Annotated in this window: 16 protein-coding genes; 2 read left to right on the plus strand and 14 right to left on the minus strand. The window is 70.6% G+C overall.

All coding sequences use genetic code 11. The annotated features are described in order from the left end of the window. Positions 1-148: 148 nt before the first annotated feature. From FV560_RS05420 to glmS, 13 genes are all read right to left on the minus strand, one after another. A complete protein-coding gene (locus FV560_RS05420) occupies positions 149-778 on the minus strand; it encodes an HAAS signaling domain-containing protein (RefSeq protein WP_159620159.1) in 630 nt (209 codons plus the stop codon). Then, the gene (locus FV560_RS05425; protein WP_159620161.1) at positions 775-1,404 is read right to left on the minus strand and encodes an HAAS signaling domain-containing protein; all 630 of its coding nucleotides are present in this window, start codon (positions 1,402-1,404) and stop codon (positions 775-777) included. The genes FV560_RS05420 and FV560_RS05425 overlap by 4 nt, the downstream gene beginning before the upstream one ends. Next, positions 1,401-2,069, minus strand: a complete 669-nt coding sequence (locus tag FV560_RS05430) for an HAAS signaling domain-containing protein (protein ID WP_159620163.1) — start codon at positions 2,067-2,069, stop codon at positions 1,401-1,403. The genes FV560_RS05425 and FV560_RS05430 overlap by 4 nt, the downstream gene beginning before the upstream one ends. Next, a complete protein-coding gene (locus FV560_RS05435; RefSeq protein ID WP_159620165.1) occupies positions 2,066-2,410 on the minus strand; it encodes a PadR family transcriptional regulator in 345 nt (114 codons plus the stop codon). The genes FV560_RS05430 and FV560_RS05435 overlap by 4 nt, the downstream gene beginning before the upstream one ends. 320 nt (positions 2,411-2,730) lie before the next feature. Next, positions 2,731-4,389, minus strand: coding sequence for a glycoside hydrolase family 3 N-terminal domain-containing protein (locus FV560_RS05440; protein WP_159620167.1), 1,659 nt, complete (start codon positions 4,387-4,389; stop codon positions 2,731-2,733). 32 nt (positions 4,390-4,421) lie between these two features. After that, complete coding sequence (tsaD, locus tag FV560_RS05445) at positions 4,422-5,486, minus strand: tRNA (adenosine(37)-N6)-threonylcarbamoyltransferase complex transferase subunit TsaD (RefSeq protein WP_159620169.1); 1,065 nt, start codon at positions 5,484-5,486, stop codon at positions 4,422-4,424. 75 nt (positions 5,487-5,561) lie between these two features. Further along, complete coding sequence (rimI, locus tag FV560_RS20595; RefSeq protein ID WP_159620172.1) at positions 5,562-6,947, minus strand: ribosomal protein S18-alanine N-acetyltransferase; 1,386 nt, start codon at positions 6,945-6,947, stop codon at positions 5,562-5,564. Continuing rightward, positions 6,944-7,642: a tRNA (adenosine(37)-N6)-threonylcarbamoyltransferase complex dimerization subunit type 1 TsaB gene (gene tsaB, locus FV560_RS05455; RefSeq protein ID WP_159620296.1), complete on the minus strand. Its 699-nt coding sequence runs from the start codon at positions 7,640-7,642 to the stop codon at positions 6,944-6,946. Before tsaB ends, rimI begins: the two co-directional genes overlap by 4 nt. Before the next feature lie 98 nt (positions 7,643-7,740). Then, positions 7,741-8,283, minus strand: a complete 543-nt coding sequence (gene tsaE / locus FV560_RS05460; protein WP_159620183.1) for a tRNA (adenosine(37)-N6)-threonylcarbamoyltransferase complex ATPase subunit type 1 TsaE — start codon at positions 8,281-8,283, stop codon at positions 7,741-7,743. Next, entirely contained in the window at positions 8,280-9,419 is a 1,140-nt protein-coding gene (alr, locus tag FV560_RS05465) for an alanine racemase (protein WP_159620185.1), read from the minus strand. Before alr ends, tsaE begins: the two co-directional genes overlap by 4 nt. Positions 9,420-9,570: 151 nt before the next feature. Then, positions 9,571-11,301, minus strand: a complete 1,731-nt coding sequence (locus FV560_RS05470; protein ID WP_159620187.1) for a bifunctional ADP-dependent NAD(P)H-hydrate dehydratase/NAD(P)H-hydrate epimerase — start codon at positions 11,299-11,301, stop codon at positions 9,571-9,573. Continuing rightward, positions 11,301-11,651, minus strand: coding sequence for a holo-ACP synthase (locus FV560_RS05475; protein WP_159620298.1), 351 nt, complete (start codon positions 11,649-11,651; stop codon positions 11,301-11,303). The genes FV560_RS05470 and FV560_RS05475 overlap by 1 nt, the downstream gene beginning before the upstream one ends. A gap of 28 nt (positions 11,652-11,679) precedes the next feature. Beyond that, a complete protein-coding gene (gene glmS / locus FV560_RS05480) occupies positions 11,680-13,539 on the minus strand; it encodes a glutamine--fructose-6-phosphate transaminase (isomerizing) (protein ID WP_159620189.1) in 1,860 nt (619 codons plus the stop codon). A gap of 56 nt (positions 13,540-13,595) precedes the next feature. Here glmS and coaA point away from each other — a divergent pair, with 56 nt between their 5' ends. Both coaA and FV560_RS05490 read left to right on the plus strand, forming a co-directional pair. Beyond that, positions 13,596-14,561 (plus strand): type I pantothenate kinase, encoded by a 966-nt coding sequence (gene coaA, locus FV560_RS05485; protein ID WP_200837539.1) that lies wholly within the window; start codon positions 13,596-13,598, stop codon positions 14,559-14,561. Positions 14,562-14,564: 3 nt separating this feature from the next. Continuing rightward, positions 14,565-16,049 carry a carboxylesterase/lipase family protein gene (locus tag FV560_RS05490; RefSeq protein ID WP_159620193.1) on the plus strand — a complete coding sequence of 495 codons (1,485 nt, stop codon included), beginning with the start codon at positions 14,565-14,567 and terminating at the stop codon, positions 16,047-16,049. Here FV560_RS05490 and FV560_RS05495 read toward each other — a convergent pair. Then, entirely contained in the window at positions 16,038-16,718 is a 681-nt protein-coding gene (locus FV560_RS05495; protein ID WP_159620195.1) for a DedA family protein, read from the minus strand. The two genes, FV560_RS05490 and FV560_RS05495, sit on opposite strands and share 12 nt — an antisense overlap. Between the last annotated feature and the right edge of the window lie 336 nt (positions 16,719-17,054).

Consider the following 17,054-nt stretch of genomic DNA (forward strand, 5'->3'; position numbering starts at 1 on the left):
CCTCGTCGGTCTGGCCCGGGCATGGCGACGAGGGATGGCACCTGCCGCGTCAGTGAAGGTGGGTAGGTGCCACTACTCGTCGACTCAAGCCAGGTATAGCGACGATGAACGGCACCTACCGCGGCTATGGCCATCACGAAGCCATGAGCTACTCCCAGCGAGATGCACGGCGGATGCCCACCACCAGCACGTACGCGGTGATAGCCAGGGAGAGAATCGCGCTGGCCGGCACGATCACGGCCCACGCGTTCAGGCTCTCCTGCTCGCCGGCACTGGTGGTGCGCATCACCACCAGGGTGGCCAGGAGCACCGGGACCAGCCCGAGGGGGATACCGACGGCTCCCAGCACCTTCTGCCAGGGCGACCACAAAGGCGACACGCACAGCAGCACCACGCCGGCGACGAGCACGAGGATCGGCACGAGGAACGGTGCGGACAATGAGCCGAGCACGATCGCGGCCAGTGCCACGGGCGGCACCCATACTCGGCTCAGGGCCGGTCGCTGCTGCGGCGCTGGCGTCGTGGACGATGCGGTGCGGTTGGTCCAGTCGGCAAGGGCCGCCTCAGCCACCTGACCGGGTGCCCCGAGACTGGTGAGGATGCGGTCGATATCGGCATCGGTCGGCTCCTGATCCAGCTCGGCGATCATGGAGTCGAGGTGTTCCCGGACGGTATCGAGCACCTCGGCGCGTTCGATCGGATCCAGCGGGTCGAGCAGGCGGGCGAGATCGTCCAGGTAGCGGGCGGTGCGGCCGGTGTGGTCGGTGGTCATGGTCATGACACTCCTCCTGAAGCAGGGGCTGAGCGTTGGGTATGGGCGTGCTGGGCGGCGCGCCGGGAGCCGCGGATGGCGAGAACGACGAGAAGAACAATGGCGACCAGTCCTAGACCGAGCCCGAACAGCAGACGGTCCTTGCCCGTGATCCAGTAGAGCGACATAAGCGCCAATCCGGTCGGGACTATCGCCACGCCGAGGGCCTTCTCCGGCACCGACCACAGGTGTGATGCCACAAGCACGGCGAGAACGACGACAAGGGGTATCCACACGAACGGAGTGAACGAGAGCAGTCCGATGACAAGCAGGCCGATCGTGACGGTCGGTGGAACCCAGCGCCCCATCAGCTGTTCTCGCCAGCGGCCGGATCCACCGGCAGCAGTGACCAAATGCTGCGCTGCCGGCCGGTCCGCCAACGCCGCCTCGGCCACCTGCCCCGGCGACCCGAGGTCGGCCAGGATCCGGTTCACGTCCGCCTCGGACGCCTCCCCCGGCACCTCGGCGAGTGCGCCTTCGATGTGCTCACGCACGCCGTCCAGCACCTCGGCACGCTCCGCGGGCTCCAATGCCGCAAGCAGACGCGCGAGATCGTCCTGATAGCGGGCCAGCCGCTGGGCTGCCTCACTCATACCAACCTCCCGTCACTCTGATGGCTGACATCGCGTGAGAGTCTCGTGGCGCGTCGGGTGCCGCGGATCCACAGGACGATGAAGGTGGCGAGCGACAGTGCCGCAAAGAGGTAGAAGCTGATCGTGTGGACACCCAGGCCGGCGACCGACGCTTCCCAGCGATGCAGTATCAAGAAGCTGCCGAAGATCATGAAGCTGAAGACGGGCAACCCGATGGCACCCCACACTCGCTCGGCTCCGGTCCACAGCGGAGAGATCGCGATCGCCAGGATTCCCGCACCCAGCAGAATGGCTGGGAAGCCCCAGAAGATGAACGCCCCACCGACCATCACAGCCACCAAGGCCACGGGCGGTACCCATCGGCCCACCAGCTTCGACCGAAGCAGGTCGATCGTGGTGACGACGCCAGTTGCGCCCGGCGTGTAGGGCCCCGTCGCCGGCCGCTCAGCCAACGCCGCCTCGGCCACCTGCCCCGGCGATCCGAGGTCGGCCAGGATCCGGTTCACGTCCGCCTCGGACGCCTCCCCCGGCACCTCGGCGAGTGCGCCTTCGATGTGCTCACGCACGCCGTCCAGCACCTCGGCACGCTCCGCGGGCTCCAATGCCGCAAGCAGACGCGCGAGATCGTCCTGATAGCGGGCGAGCCGCTGGGTTCTCTCCGTCATTGCTCTCCCTCCCCCAAACTGGAGTCGACTGCAGACCGGAACGGCGACCAGGCGCGGATGAACACCTCGAGCGCCCGCTCCCCCTCCCCGGTGAGCGCGTAGTACCTCCGAGGCGGCCCGGATGTCGATTCCTGCCAGTGCGTCTCCACCAGCCCTGACTTCCGCAGCCTCGCGAGCAGCGGATACAGCGTTCCCTCGCCGTTCATCAGCACCCCGTCAGCACTGAGTTGCTGGGCGATGTCCCGGCCGTAGGAGGCCCCACCGCGCAGCGATGCCAGCACGCAGTACTCCACCGCGCCCCGCCGCAGGTTGGTGAGGATGCCCTCCTCGCTAGGTACCATGCCTCACAAGGTACCTAGCGACAAGCACCCTCGCAACCCCTCGACCGCCCCTCCGGCGAAGCGCGCAGCTTCCGCGCTTGGCTCCTCGACTGTTCGGCCGTGTGCGGCTCCAGGGGCCCCAGCCCCCTGAAGCTGCGAGTGCTGGGCACGTCGGCTGGAGCCGTGACCGGAGCGACACGAATGCGTGGAGTGCGGGGCCATGCTGCCGCAGACTGTCGCACCCGTGTCGGCCCGGTCACGGGCAACAGTGATCGCGGTCCTGGGCCCGCCGAGAGGGTCGAGAGCAGTTCCACCGGCGTACGGAGGGAACGGCAGCAGCCTCAGCAGGCGGTCGCCGCCAGCCCCTCCACGTCGATCGGCAGGCTCCCCGGCGCAGGCGCCTCACCCGCGAGCACGGCGGCAACCGCGCCCATCGCCCCGGTCGTCCTGCCGAAGGCGGCGACCCGCACCGGCGCGTCCGTCCCGGTGAGCAACCACGGCGCGTCGAGGCTCACCGCCACGTCGCCCGTCCCCGACGGCGTCGCCCCCGTGATCAACCGCACGTCGGTGTCCGCGGGCTGCTCGAGCGGTACCACCTGCAATCCGGCCCGTTCGGCCGCGGCCACGAAGGCATCCCAGTCGTCCGCTGATCCGCCGCGCACGTGAATCCGTGGCCCGGCGAGCGCGCCCGAGCACTCGCCCTGCACGATTGTCACGGCCGCCTCGCTCAGCGCGGCCGAGGCCTGCGCCCCTGACTCCGACTCGGCCAGATCCACCGCCCCGGCATCCGCAGCAGACTGCTCCTGCCACTGCATGAGCGCGATCACGCGCCCGGCCGCCTCGTCGACGCGGTCACGTTCCAACGTCCCGTCCTCGAGTGCGCTGACGATCCCGTGATGCGCCTCGGCCACGTCCACGGGCCCGAGCAACAGGTCGGCACCGGCCGCGAGCGCCTCCACTGCGATCTCGGCCGAGGTCCGGGTCTGCGTCAGTGCTCCCATGTCGAGTCCGTCGGTGATCGCCACACCAGTGAAGTCCAGCTCCTCCCGCAGCACCCGGTACGCCTCCGGGGAGAGCGACGCCGGCACTCCCGGGTCCCAGGCCTCGACGGAGATGTGCCCCATCATCACCGTCGGAGCGCCCGCCTCGATCCCGGCCCGGAAGGGAGCGAGATCTCGTTCGGCGAGCTCGTCCGCAGATGCCGACTGCACCGGCAGGTCCTCGTGAGAATCCACCGTCAGCGCCCCGTGCCCGGGGAAGTGTTTGAGGCTGGAGAGTACGCCGCCGTCGGCGAAACCTTGCACCGCCGCCTCCACTGCCCGCGCAGCCCGGTCGGTGTCGCCGGCAGGCGACCGGTCCCGGATCACCGGGTCCGCCGAGCCGATCGTCACGTCCGCCACGGGTGCGAAGTCGTAGTTGATACCCGTGGCCCGCAGTTCGGTCGCCATCGCCTCAGCCGCATCCGAGACGACCGCAGCATCGTCGGCGGCCCCTGCGGCCATGAACGGCGGGAACGACGTCCAGTCGCCCGTCGCGGCAGACAGGCGCTGCACCAGCCCGCCCTCGTTGTCCACCGCCATGATCGCCGGCCAGTCCCGGCCGAGGTCGGCCTGCGCCTCCTGCACGGCGGCCGCCGTCTGAGCCACCTGTTCGGTGGAGTCCACGTTGGCTCCGAAGACCACGAGTCCACCGAGATCGTACTGCGTGAGCTCGGCGGCGGCAGCGTCGGGATCCGTGCCCGGATAGCGAGCGAGGATCACCTGCCCGGCCACCTCCTCCGGGCTCATCCCGGCAGCGAGTGCGGTGGCCGCCGCCACGTCACCCTCGGTGGGCCCCCAGGTCAGGGTTTCACCGGTCGGGGAGGCGGAGGAGGTGGGCTCCTCGCTCTGCCCGGGCGATGCGCTCGGTGACGTCGACGGTGAGGGCGAGCCTGCGCCGTCGCCGGTGGGTGAGGTGCACCCTGCCAAGGCGAGCAGCCCGACGGCGGCCAGCACCGTCACCGCTCGACCTCGCCGGAGCCAGCTGGTCACCATCATGCCGTCGCGAGCACCCGCGTCAGCGGCATCTGGGAGTCGATGGTGATGTCGAACTCCGAGGCCGGCAACCCAGCGGCCACCACGGCCGAGCCGAGGGCAGCGATCATCGCCCCGTTGTCCGTGCAATACCGGATCGGCGGGATGCGCACGTCGATCCCCGCCTCGCCGAACCGCTGCGCGGCCAGCTCGCGCAACCTGCTGTTGGCGGAGAACCCTCCCCCGATCACCACGCACCCGACGTCGTGACGCTCGCACGCGGCCAGCGTCTTGGTGACCAGCACGTCGGCGACAGCCTCGGAGAAGGAGGCTGCGACGTCGGCGGCGGGTACCTCCTCACCTCGGTCGGTGAAGCCTTCCACCACCCGGGCGACGGCGGTCTTGAGGCCGGAGAAGGAGAAGTCGTAGGCGTGGGCGGCCATGTCCTTGGGGCGGGAGAGCCCGCGCGGGAACGCGAACGCCGCTGGGTCGCCCTGCTGGGCGAGCTTGTCCACGTGCGGTCCGCCCGGATAGGGCAGCCCGAGCAGCCGGCCCACCTTGTCGAAGGCCTCGCCGGCGGCGTCGTCGAGCGTCTGGCCCAGCTCCACGACGTCGGTGGCGATGTCGCGCACGTGCAGCAGACTCGAGTGCCCGCCCGAGACCACCAGACCGAGGAACTCCTCCGGGAACGGGCCGTCCACCAGGACGTCCACGGCCACGTGGCCGAGGATGTGGTTGACCCCGTACAGCGGTACGCCGAGCGCGAGCGCGAGGGATTTTGCCGCGGCCACACCGACCGTGAGCGACCCGACCAGACCGGGCCCGGAGGTCACGGCGACCGCGTCGATGTCCCCGAGGCCGACTCCCGCCCGCTCGACGGCGGCACTGAGGGTGGGACCGAAGGCCTCCAGATGCGCACGGCTGGCCACTTCCGGGACGATCCCGCCGAAGCGGGAGTGCTCGTCCATCGAGGAGGCGGTCACGTCGGTGAGCAATTCCTGCCCGCGGACCAGGGCGATCCCGGTCTCGTCGCAGGAGGTCTCGATCCCGAGGACGAGGGGCGGGTGATCATGCGCTGCTGCCATGACCACCAAGCCTACGCCCGCCCGCCGGGCCGCCTGCACCCGCACCGGGTGGCCCCACCGGGCTCAGGGCCGGGGTCACCCCCGAGAACCGGTTCCTTCACTGGTAGCCACCGGACGCGCCTCGTCGGCCGACCACTGCGACCAGGACCCCGGATACAACCGTGCAGCCACCCCCACCGCTGCCAGCGCCGCCACCTCGTGCGCCGCGGTCACTCCAGAACCGCAGTAGACGACCACGTCCTCGGCATCGCCGGCACCCACGGCGGTGAAGCGCCGCCGCAGATCCTCGCTGGGCCGGAACCGTTGCTCGGAGTCGAGATTCTCCGCTGTCGGAGCGCTCACCGCGCCCGGGATGTGCCCGGCCCGCGGGTCCACAGGTTCGACCTCACCGGTGTAGCGCTCGGTGGCCCGAGCGTCCAGCAGTACCCCGTGGGAGGGGACGGCCGCCGTCTCTTCGGCGTCGGCCACCGGCATGTGACCGGAGGAGAGAGTGACCGCACCGGGTGCCACCTGCACATCCCCGTCCTCCAGGATCCCCCCGCTCTCGCTCCAGGCCCGCAGACCGCCGTCCAGGATGCGCACATCGGCGATACCGGCCCAGCGCAGCAGCCACCAGGCACGGGCGGCGGAGGTGCCGCCCGTGTCGTCGTAGACCACCACCGGGTCCCCGTCGTCGATCCCCCAGCGGCGCGCCGCTGCCTGGAGTGTTTCCAGATCGGGCAACGGGTGCCGGCCCTCCTCCCGGCTGGCGGGGCCGGCGAGGTCGTGATCGAGATCCGCGTACTGGGCACCGGGCACATGACCGGCGAGGTAGAAGCGCCGGCCGTCCGGTTCGGCGAGGGACCAGCGCACATCCAGCAGCACCGGGCGCCGGGCGGGATCAGATTCCGAGAGCTGCTCAGCCAGTTCCTCGGCCGTGACCAGCACGCTCCGCCGCATCGTGTCCGCGCTGCCCATCGTCTCCGCCTCCTCGACTGCCTCCGCCCCCACCGGTCCGGGACTCGGGTCCGGCCTCAACCGTAGCCGCATCACCAGCGCGTCAGCCCCCTCCGGCTGGTAGTACCCGCGCCGGATACCCAGCGCCTCGAATCCGAACGAGACGTACAGAGCCTGTGCTCCGCCGTCGGCGGCCCGCACCTCGAGGAAGACGCTCTCCGACCCGGCCGCACGCGCCCGTGCAACCAGTTCCGCCAGCATCCGGGCCGCATGCCCCCGGCGGCGGAAGGCCGGGTCCACCCCGATCGTCATCACCGAGGCATCGATCCCGTGGGCCAGGCCGGCATAGCCCACCAGCCGCGCGCCCTCGACGGCGGCCACATAGGAACGATCCGGCAGCGCCAATTCGTCCTGGTAGACCGCCCGGCTCCACTGCCCAGCCCCGAACAGCACCGGTTCGAGGCGCATCACCTCCGGCAGGTCGGAGGCGCGCAGGGGGCGCAGCCCGGGGGGTGGGACAGTCACCTGCCCGTGGCCCGCCCCGGCACGTGGACGTCGGGGCGGCGCAGGTACAGCGCCTCGGTCGGTTGTGCCACCCCGGCACGGGCCCGCATCAGGGCGAGGTGGCCCAGTCGCGACGCATCCACGACGGCGTCCGCTGCTCTCTCGTCGTCGCTCACCACCCCGCCCGCGAGGTCCGCGGGGTAGAGCGCAAGTCCCCGGCCGGTCACCTGTCCTGCCTCGACGAGGTCGGCGTGGTCGGTCGCGACCTGGGCGGCGGTGTCGACGCCCGGTCCGGCCACGGCGTGAACGACGTTCGCCTCGTCGCGGCGGTAGCGACCCCAGTAGACCTCGCGGCGCCGGGCATCGGTCACCACGAGCACGTCCTCGACGTCCTGTTCGGCCAGCGCATCGGCAGCGATCGCGTCGAGGGAGCTGACACCGTGGATCGGCAACCCGCGCGCCTGCGCGAAGGTGCGGGCGGTCACCAGGCCGACTCGCAGTCCGGTGAACGGCGCGGGTCCGGTTCCCACGGCGATCGCGGTGAGGTCGGCGGCGGTGATACCGGCGGTGTCCAGACAGCCCACGATCAGGGGTGCCAGGTGCTCGACGTGTCGGCGCGGGTCATCGCTGCGGGCCGCGGCGAGCGTCTGCCCGTCGCGCAGCACGGCCACGGCCGCCCCGTCGGAGGTGTCCAGGCACAGCAGAGTGGAGGTCATGGTCACGCACCTACTCTACGAGCGCACGGATACTTCTGCGTCGATCCGCGGAGCCTCGGCCTGACTGCCGGCATCGGGTTGGTCATGGAATCGGTGGCTCACACCGGCAGGTCGACTCCCGCCCACCGCTCTCCGACGCCTCGCAGGATCACTCGCCGCGGCTGGTCAGCCGCCGCGGCCTCGGCCACGTCGGTGCCGGAGCCCTCACCCACCCCGCGCGGACGTTCCAGCTCGATCTCCAGCCGGTCCTGCGCCAGCCCCTCGACCAGACCGGCACCCCACTCGACCACGGTCACCGATTCGGCCATCGAGGAGTCCAGGTCGAGCGCGTCGACCTCGGCGATCGAACCCAGACGGTAGGCGTCCACGTGGATGAGCCCGGGCCCGGATCCGGTCCGGGCGTGCTCGCGGGCGATGATGAACGTCGGCGAGGCGACCCGGCCGCGCACGCCGAGGCCCTCCCCGATCCCCTGCGTCAGGGTGGTCTTGCCGGCACCCAGGTCCCCGGTGAGGATCACGAGGTCCCCGGCTCGCAGCACCTGCGCGAGGCGGCGCCCCAGCTCCTGGGTGGCGGAGGCGTCCGTCAGGGTGGACTCCACGCCACCTGTGCTCCCGGTCGTGATCCCGCTGTGCGCCGTCATGCTGCTCCTTGCCCGGTGTAGACCCGCGGCACTCGCGGGCCGATCTGCGTCACGATCTCGTAGCTGATTCCCCCGACGGCGTCCGCCCAGTCCTGCGCGGTCGGCTCACCCTGGGAGCCGCTGCCGAACAGGACCGCGGTGTCGCCCGCGGCCACGGGAAGGTCACGTACGTCCAGCACGAACTGGTCCATGCACACTCTCCCGGCGATGCGCACCTGCTGACCGGCCACCTGCACGGGCGCGGCGTTGCTCGCCCGCCGTGGGATGCCGTCGGCATACCCCAGCGGCACCGTCGCCAGGGTGGTCGGGTAGGAGGTGGTGTACGTGTGCCCGTAGGAGACGCCCTGTCCGGCGGCCGCGCTCTTGACCACGTGCAGATCGGCTTCCAACCGCATCGCCGGGGTGAGCCCCACCTGCGGTGACGGGTGCGTCACCGGCATCGGGGAGAGTCCGTAGATGGCGATCCCGGGGCGCACCAGGTCGTAGTGCACCTCGGGGAGGCTGATGGTGGCCGCCGAGTTGGCCAGGTGCCGCACCTCCAGCGTGGCTCCGGCGTTCTCTGCGCGGCGGACCGCCTCGGCGAAGACGCCGAACTGCTCACGCACGCTGGGGTGGTCGACCTCGTCGGCGCGCGCGAGGTGCGACCAGACGCCGACCAGCCGCACGAGTCCCTCCGCCTGCAGGCGCATCGCCTCCTCGAGCATCTCGGTCCAGGTGTCGAGGAAGGATCCGCCGCGGCCGAGGCCGGTGTCGACCTTGAGGTGGAGCCGGGCCGTGCGCCCGGTGGTACGTGCAGCGTGGGCGATCTCGGCCAGCGCCCAGGGTGCGGGAGCGGAGATATCGATGTCGCTGCGCAGGACCTCGTCCAGCGGTGCACCCGGGCCGTATAGCCAGGTGAGGACGGGGGCAGTGATCCCGGCGGCCCGCAGGGCGAGTGCCTCGGGCACCTGCGCAGCCCCCAGCCACGTCGCGCCCCCGCGCAGTGCGGCCCGGGCCGCGGGCACCAGGCCATGGCCGTAGGCGTCCCCCTTGACGACGGCCATCACCTGCGCGGTCGGGGCACACTCGCGCAACCGGCCGACGTTCGCAGCGATGGCGTCCAGGTCGACGACGGCGCGTCCCGGGTAGTAGGTCACGCCTCTCAGTCTGCCACCGCGTCGTGACCGGTCGAGGTCAGCGACAACTCAGCGCGTTGCCCCGTTCCGTCGCCAGTGCCGCGCCGTGGACGACAGAGTGCGGCAACGCTCGAGGACCGACTGTGGGTGTCGATGTGGGTGTCAGCGGCGGTTATCGGAGCGTGAGAATCTGCGCGAGGGTCCCCGGGAGCGCACGGATGAGGTCGGACGGCGTGACCGGGCCGCCCGGGTTCGCCCGGTGCGCGGCGCGGCCGTGCACCAGCGCCGCCATCGCGGCCAGGAGCGGCACCGGTGCCTCGCTGGTGGCCAGCAGCGCGCCGAGGATCCCGGCGAGCACGTCTCCGGAGCCGGCGGTGGCCAACCAGGGCGGCCCGCCCGCCTGACTCAGCAGCACGGCCGCGCCCGTCCGAATCCCGTTCCCGCGCTCGAATCCCGATCCGGTAGACCGCAGCGGGCTTCCATCGGCGGAGGTGGATTCGAACGGACTGCCCTCCGGTCCGGCGACCAGTGTGATCGCCCCCTTGAGCAGCACCGTGGCGCCGGTGACCTCGACGGCGGTACGCACCCAGCGAGCGGGGTCACCTTCCACCTCGGAACGGTCGACCGGCGTCCCGCGCGCGGTCAGCAGCTCGGCGAGCTCCCCCGCGTGCGGGGTGAGGACGATCCGGCGGCGTCGGTTGACCTGCGGATCCTGCGGGAGTGCCGCCAGTGCCCCGGCGTCGTAAACCAGCGCCGGCAGCGGCGCGCCCGCCGCGCCGGCCAGCTCATCCGCCTCGGCCACCTGCGCCCGGACCCGATCCCGGTCGGCCTCGACCGACAGGCCCGGCCCCAGGACCAGTGCTTGGACCCGGCCGGGGGCGGTCACGGTCTCGGGGTAGTGGTCGAGCACGCGATCGGCGACCTCGGGCGCATCACCGGGCAGGTAGCGCACCATGCCGCAGCCGGTGCGCAGCGCGGCCCCGACGGTCAGCACAGCCGCGCCCGGATAGGTCGCGGAACCGGCGACCACACCGAGCACGCCGCGGGTGTATTTGTGGTCCGACTCCACCGGTACCGGCCACAGCCGCGCCACATCCGCCGCCTCCAGCCGTTCCACGGCGACCGGCTGGGTGGCGATCTCGGACTGCAGTCCGAGATCCAGCACCTCCACCCTGCCCGCGAGCCCGGCCGCCGGCGGCAGCAGCAGACCCGCCTTCATCGCCCCCATGGTCACGGTCCGGTCGGCGCGTAGCACCGGCCCGGGCACCACACCGTCGTCAGCACCGAGCCCGCTCGGGGTGTCGACGGCGATCACGCGCACAGAGCTGGCTGACGACTGGGTCGAACGGATCGAACGGATCTGCTCCAGCACGCCGGCGACGACGGCGCTCGGCCCGCGCAGACCGCCCCGGACGCCGATACCGGCCATCGCGTCCACCCACACGTGAGCGTGCCTCGCCTCGCCGGCCCACTCGCAGTCATCCGGGATGTTCGGCAGGTGCGGGACGCCGTCGGGGTTCTCCACGGGCTGCGCACCGGTACCGGAGACGGCTCCGGGAAGGTGAGGGTCGCCGTCGTGGGAGCCGGCGTGCAGAATCCGCACGCCATGGCGCCGCGCGAAGGCGAGGCCGTCCGCATGGACCTGCTCGCGCAGGAGCAGCGCTGAGACAACCACACCACGCTCGGCGAGGAGGCCGGCCGCGAAGAGGCCGTCCCCGCCGTTGTTACCCCCTCCCACGAGCACGAGCACACGCGCCGTGCTCCGCGGAGTGGCGAGGTCATCGAGCTCTTCCCGGACGGCTGCGGCGATGCCGCGGGCGGCCCAGCGCATCAACGGCCGGCCGGCAGCGAGCGGCCGTTCTTCCGCTGCCTGGACCGCCTGCCTGCCGTAGCCGCGGATCATCAGCCCTCCGCGACCGCGACCGCGGAGGCGATACCGGCGTCGTGGGAGATCGACAGGTGCCAGGAACTCACCCCACGTGCCTCAGCGGCCGCGAGCACGGTACCGCTGAGGTCGACGACGGGCGCGCCGCCGACCACGCGGTGCACGGTAGCGTCCTGCCAGCTCATCCCGCCTGGGGCGCCGAGCGCCTTCGCGATCGCCTCCTTGGCCGCGAACCGGGCGGCAAGCGAGGAGGGCGGGAGCTCACGCTCGGCCGGGGTGAACAGCCGCTCCCTCAAGCCGGGGGCACGGTCGAGCGTGGCGAGGAAGCGCTCGACGTCCACCACGTCTATCCCGACACCCACTATCACTCGATCACGCACCTCTCCGACTGTCCGCCTACTCGACGGTGACCGACTTGGCGAGGTTGCGCGGCTGGTCGACATCGAGCCCCTTCGCCGTGGCCAGAGCCGCGGCGAAGATCTGCAGCGGAACCACAGTCACCAACGGCGCTAGGAGTGTCGGTGTCTGAGGGACCCGGAAGACGACGTCCGCGAACGGTTCGACGGCGTCGTCGCCTTCCTCGGCGATCACCAGGGTGCGGGCGCCACGGGCACGGATCTCCTGGATGTTGGAGATCACCTTGGCGTGAAGGGCGTCGCGCCCGCGCGGGGAGGGGGCGATGACGAAGACCGGCTGCCCAGGCTCGACCAGAGCGATCGGACCGTGCTTGAGCTCACCGGCGGCGAACCCCTCGGCGTGAATGTAGGCGAGTTCCTTGAGCTTGAGCGCCCCTTCCAGGGCGACCGGGAATCCCACGTGCCGGCCCAGGAACAGCACCGTGCGCTCCTCGGCGAGCTCGCGAGCGACGGCCTGCACGTGGCCCTCGGTGTCGACCACCTGCTGGATGCGCTCGGGCATCAGCCGCAGTTCCTCGAGGTCCTCGGCGATCTCGTCGGGGAACTTGTTGCCGCGTAGTTGAGCGAGGTAGAGCCCGAGCAGGTAGCACGCGGTGATCTGAGCGAGGAATGCCTTCGTGGAGGCGACGGCGACCTCGGGGCCGGCGTGGGTGTAGAGCACGGCGTCGGACTCGCGCGCGATGGTGGAGCCGTGGGTGTTGACGATGGCCAGCACCTTGGCCCCCTGCTCGCGTGCGTGCCGGACGGCCATGATGGTGTCCATGGTCTCCCCGGACTGGGAGATCGCGACGACCAGCGTCTTCTCACTGACTACCGGGTCGCGGTAGCGAAACTCGTGCGCCAGCTCAACCTCCACCGGAATGCGGCACCAGTGCTCGATGGCGTACTTGGCGACGTGCCCGGCATAGGCGGCAGTCCCGCAGGCGATGACCACGATCTTGTCGACCGAGCGCATCACGGTCTCCGAGATACGCATCTCGTCCAGGATCAACTCGCCCTTCTCTCCGACCCTTCCCAGGAGAGTGTCGGCCACGGCCTGCGGTTGGTCGTGGATCTCCTTGTTCATGAAGGTCTCGAAGCCACCCTTGACGGCGGCGTCGGCGGACCAGTCGACGGTGAACCGGCGCGGCTGGACGACGGTGCCGGCGGTGTCAGTCACCACGACGTCACCGCCGGTGATGGTGACGACCTCGTCCTGCCCCATCTCCATGGCCTCGCGGGTGAAGGCGATGAACGCGGAGACGTCGCTGCCGAGGAAGTTCTCGCCCTCGCCCAGGCCGATCACGAGCGGCGAGTTGCGGCGGGCGCCGACCACGGTGCCGGGCTGGTCAGCATGCACGGCGAGCAGGGTGAAGGCCCCCTCGAGACGACGCACGACCTGGCGCATCGCCTCGGTCAGGTCACCGGTCTCGTCGTAGGCGCCCGCGAGCAGGTGGGCGACCACCTCGGTATCGGTCTCGGAGTGGAACTGCGTCCCGTCGGCGACCAGCGCGCTCTTGAGTGAGTGGAAGTTCTCGATGATCCCGTTGTGGATGACGGCGAGGCGACCGTCGCCGCTGAGGTGCGGGTGAGCGTTGGCGTCCGTCGGTGCGCCGTGGGTGGCCCACCGGGTGTGACCGATCGCGGCCGTGCCCTCAGGCAGCGGGCGCGCGTCGAGCTCCTGGGTGAGATTGGTCAGCTTGCCCGCCTTCTTGGCCGATACCAGGCCGCCGGGCGTGGCGATCGCAATCCCAGCCGAGTCATACCCTCGGTACTCGAGCCGGCCGAGGCCCTCCATGACCACGTCGAGCGGGCGGCTGCTGGCAGCCGCGGGGCCGACGTATCCGACGATTCCGCACATGCGCACAGCGTAACGGCGTGTACGCGCGCGAGGCGCAAGAGTGGAAGAGTAGGCGTGTGACTGCTTCCGACCTCACTCGTGCCGACATTCCGGTGAGTCCGTACGTGGAGTTCGACCGGACGGCCTGGAGCCGCCTGTCCGCCTCCACACCGCTCCCGCTGACCGCCGATGACGTCGAGCACCTACGCGGTCTGGGCGATCCGATCGATCTGGCCGAGGTGGACACTGCCTACCGCCCGCTCTCGCGACTGCTGACGCTCTACGTGGCCGCCTCGCAGCGGTTGCGGGCCACGACGTCGACCTTTCTTGGTGAGCGCACGCACCGTACGCCGTTCGTGATCGGCATCGCCGGCTCGGTCGCGGTGGGGAAGTCGACGGCGGCGCGGGTCCTCCGTGAACTGCTGCGTCGGTGGCCGGAGACGCCGCGGGTGGAACTGGTCACCACGGATGGATTCCTGCACCCCAATGCCGAGCTGCAGCGCCGAGGGCTGATGGACCGCAAGGGTTTCCCGGAGTCCTACGACCGGCGAGCCCTGCTCGACTTCCTCACTCAGGTCAAGGCCGGAGCCGATCGCGTGAGCGCACCGGTGTACTCCCACCTCACCTACGACATCGTGCCGGACCGCACGGTCGAGGTGCGGGCACCCGAGGTGCTCATCGTGGAAGGCCTGAACGTGCTGGCACCGGCGCGCGTGACGGCGCAGGGAGAGGCGTCGCTCGCCGTCAGCGACTTCTTCGACTTCTCGATCTACATCGACGCTGCGACCGAGGACATCCGGCGTTGGTATGTCGACAGGTTCCTCGACCTGCGGCAGACGGCATTCGCCGACGAGCGCTCGTACTTCCACCGGTACGCCGCCCTGGACGATGCGCAGGCGCGCGCCCGGGCGCTGCAGATCTGGGAGTCGATCAATGAACCCAACCTGGTGGAGAACGTACTGCCGACGCGTGGACGGGCGACGCTGGTGCTGACCAAGGATTCCGACCACCGGCTCAGTCGTTTCGGCCTGCGGAAGATCTGAGTCGTGGCTGCTGGAACGCAGGACACCGTGCTCGTGGCCACCCGGGCCGGCACCGTACGCGGTGTGGTGCGGCCGGGGTCGCTGGCGTTCCGCGGCATCCCGTACGCAGCGGCACCCGTGGGCGAGCTGCGGTTCGCTGCGCCGGCACCGCACCCGGGATGGGACGGCGTCCGAGACGCGCTGGAGAACGGGCCGACACCGTCGCTGGGGCCAGTCGGGGACACCTATTCGATCCCCGAACCCGTGGTCGGCGGGGACGAGGTGCTCAATCTCAACGTGTTCACCCCGGACACGGCGGGCCAGCTGCCGGTCTACGTGTGGGTGCACGGCGGAAGTTACGTGGGTGGTTCACCCGGGGGGCCGTGGTTCGACGGAGCCTCGTTCAACGCCTCCGGCGTGGTCGTCGTCACGATCACCTACCGGCTCGGGTTCGAAGGGTACGGCGACGTGCCCGGCGCGCCGTCGAACCGTGCGCTGCGGGACATGATCGCGGCGCTGGAGTGGGTACAGAAGAACATCGGGGCCTTCGGCGGCGACCCCGGTCAGGTGACCCTGGGCGGACAGAGCGCCGGGGCAGGAGCCGTGCTGGCCCTCCTCGCTGCGCCACGTGCCGCGGGCTTGTTCCAGCGTGCCGTGTCGCACTCCGCTCCACTGCCGGATATCGATGTCGCCACGGCGCAGCGGGTCGGTCGCGACCTTGCCGCAGCGTGCGGGGTGGAGCACACGCTGGATGGGTGGCGCGCCGTTCCTCGCGCAGACATCGTGGCTGCCGAACGGGCCACCGGATCGGCCGATCTGTTCTCCGCGCTCGCGAACCTGTACCGGATGCTCGCCGGGGAGGAACCGGTTACGACGTTCGGCCCGGTACTGGACGGCGATCTGCTTCCCGAGGACCCACAGGACCTGCTCCGAGGCGATCCCCGTATCCCCCTGATGCTCGGTGCCACCAGCCACGAGTTCAATCGGGTCACGGCGCCGATCGAGCGGTATCTCGCTCGGGGCGTGGGTGGCGCGGTGCTGATGGGTCTCGGCGTGCCTCCAGCCTTGGCGCGTGCCTATCCTCGTGCGTTCCCGGCCTGGAGCCCGGCCGAGCTGCTGGGCCAGGCTGTCACAGACCGGGTCTTCCGCATCCCGGCGGTCCGGGTCGCGACTGCGCGCGCAGCATCACCAGCAAGTTGCACGTGGTTGTGGGACTTCCGGTGGCGCTCCCCCGTCACCGATCGCGCCGTGCACTGCGTCGATCTGCCCTTCGCGTGGGGGCGGTTGGACGCCGACCGCGTGGAGCGGATCGCGGGAACGAGTCCACCCGAGACCTTGGCACGGGAGGTGCATTCGGCGATTGCGGGATTCGTCAGCGATGGCAGCCCCGGATGGCAGACGTTCACGACGGAGCAGCCGTCGGCGCGGGTCTGGGACACCCCGGCATGGACAGGGCGCGATCCGTTCCGATTCGAACGGATCGCCCTCGGGGTGCTCTCAGGATCGTGACTCCAAGGAGCCTGTATCGGCTGCTTCCTTCCGTACCTCCGCCTGCCGGATCTCCGCGACCGGGTCGACACCACGGCGCCTCAGGACCAGCCGGACCACGCCATCCACCAGAAAGCCCATCGCCACGCCGAGGACGACGCCCACCACCACACCCAGCAACGGATTGGCGTGCAGTGCTGCTCCGGCGCCGGCTCCCAGCGCAATGGAGTACACCGCCCACATCACCGCCGCTACCGCAGCGATCGGCACGAAGCGCCGATAGGGGTAGCCCACCGCACCCGCCGTCATATTCACCGCGACGCGCCCGATGGGGATGTAGCGCGCAGCGAGGATGAACACCGCACCGCGGCGGGCCAACGCACCTTCTGCCCACGCCAGCGTCTTGGCACCCCGTCTGCTGCGGAAGACGCGGAACCGGTGGATCGGCAGTCGCGTGCCGATGAGATAGGCGATGTTGTCGCCGATGAACGCACCGGCTGCCGCGACGATCCCGATCCACCACAGACTCGGAGCCTCGTGGGAGATCGACAGACTCGTCAGGGCGATCACCACCGACTCGCTCGGGATCGGTGGGAAGAAGCCGTCGATGATGCAGCAGGCAAGAAGGACAAGCAGTACCCACGGCGAAGCCGCCAGCTCCAGGATGGGACCTTCAACGGCGTCTAGCACCTGCGCTCCTCGCGTTCTCTTCGGGAGATCCCACCGTACGCAAGCCCATGCCTGACGTCATCGGGGTCTTCCCTGAATCATCCCTGAAGGCGGGCCGATGCGTCATCACACTCCAGGTGGGCTGGTGCGAGCCGGAGGTACTCCCTCGGTAGCGGACGGTAGCGGACCCTCTGACCCGCCACGACCCGGCACCTTGTCGGCGCAGCTACTTGTCGGGCGTGGTGCACTATCGGGGCCAGTGTCAGCGAGGACGCCCACAGCGGGCACGCACCCAGAGCACGAACGCAACAAGGGCCACCCCGGTGGGGTGGCCCTTGTTGGAATGGGTGTCCGGCG

It is taken from the genome of Ruania rhizosphaerae, assembly GCF_009805705.1.
GTDB lineage: Bacteria > Actinomycetota > Actinomycetes > Actinomycetales > Beutenbergiaceae > Ruania > Ruania rhizosphaerae.

What these genes read in the sequence shown, in the direction of transcription:
- FV560_RS05425 (WP_159620161.1), bottom strand. Translation starts at nt 1,404, where the DNA reads ATGAGTGAGGCAGCCCAGCGGCTGGCCCGCTATCAGGACGATCTCGCG.
- FV560_RS05430 (WP_159620163.1), bottom strand. Translation starts at nt 2,069, where the DNA reads ATGACGGAGAGAACCCAGCGGCTCGCCCGCTATCAGGACGATCTCGCG.
- tsaD (WP_159620169.1), bottom strand. Translation starts at nt 5,486, where the DNA reads ATGGCAGCAGCGCATGATCACCCGCCCCTCGTCCTCGGGATCGAGACC.
- FV560_RS05470 (WP_159620187.1), bottom strand. Translation starts at nt 11,301, where the DNA reads ATGATCCGCGGCTACGGCAGGCAGGCGGTCCAGGCAGCGGAAGAACGG.
- glmS (WP_159620189.1), bottom strand. Translation starts at nt 13,539, where the DNA reads ATGTGCGGAATCGTCGGATACGTCGGCCCCGCGGCTGCCAGCAGCCGC.
- FV560_RS05420 (WP_159620159.1), bottom strand. Translation starts at nt 778, where the DNA reads ATGACCATGACCACCGACCACACCGGCCGCACCGCCCGCTACCTGGAC.
- tsaB (WP_159620296.1), bottom strand. Translation starts at nt 7,642, where the DNA reads ATGACCTCCACTCTGCTGTGCCTGGACACCTCCGACGGGGCGGCCGTG.
- tsaE (WP_159620183.1), bottom strand. Translation starts at nt 8,283, where the DNA reads ATGACGGCGCACAGCGGGATCACGACCGGGAGCACAGGTGGCGTGGAG.
- FV560_RS05435 (WP_159620165.1), bottom strand. Translation starts at nt 2,410, where the DNA reads ATGGTACCTAGCGAGGAGGGCATCCTCACCAACCTGCGGCGGGGCGCG.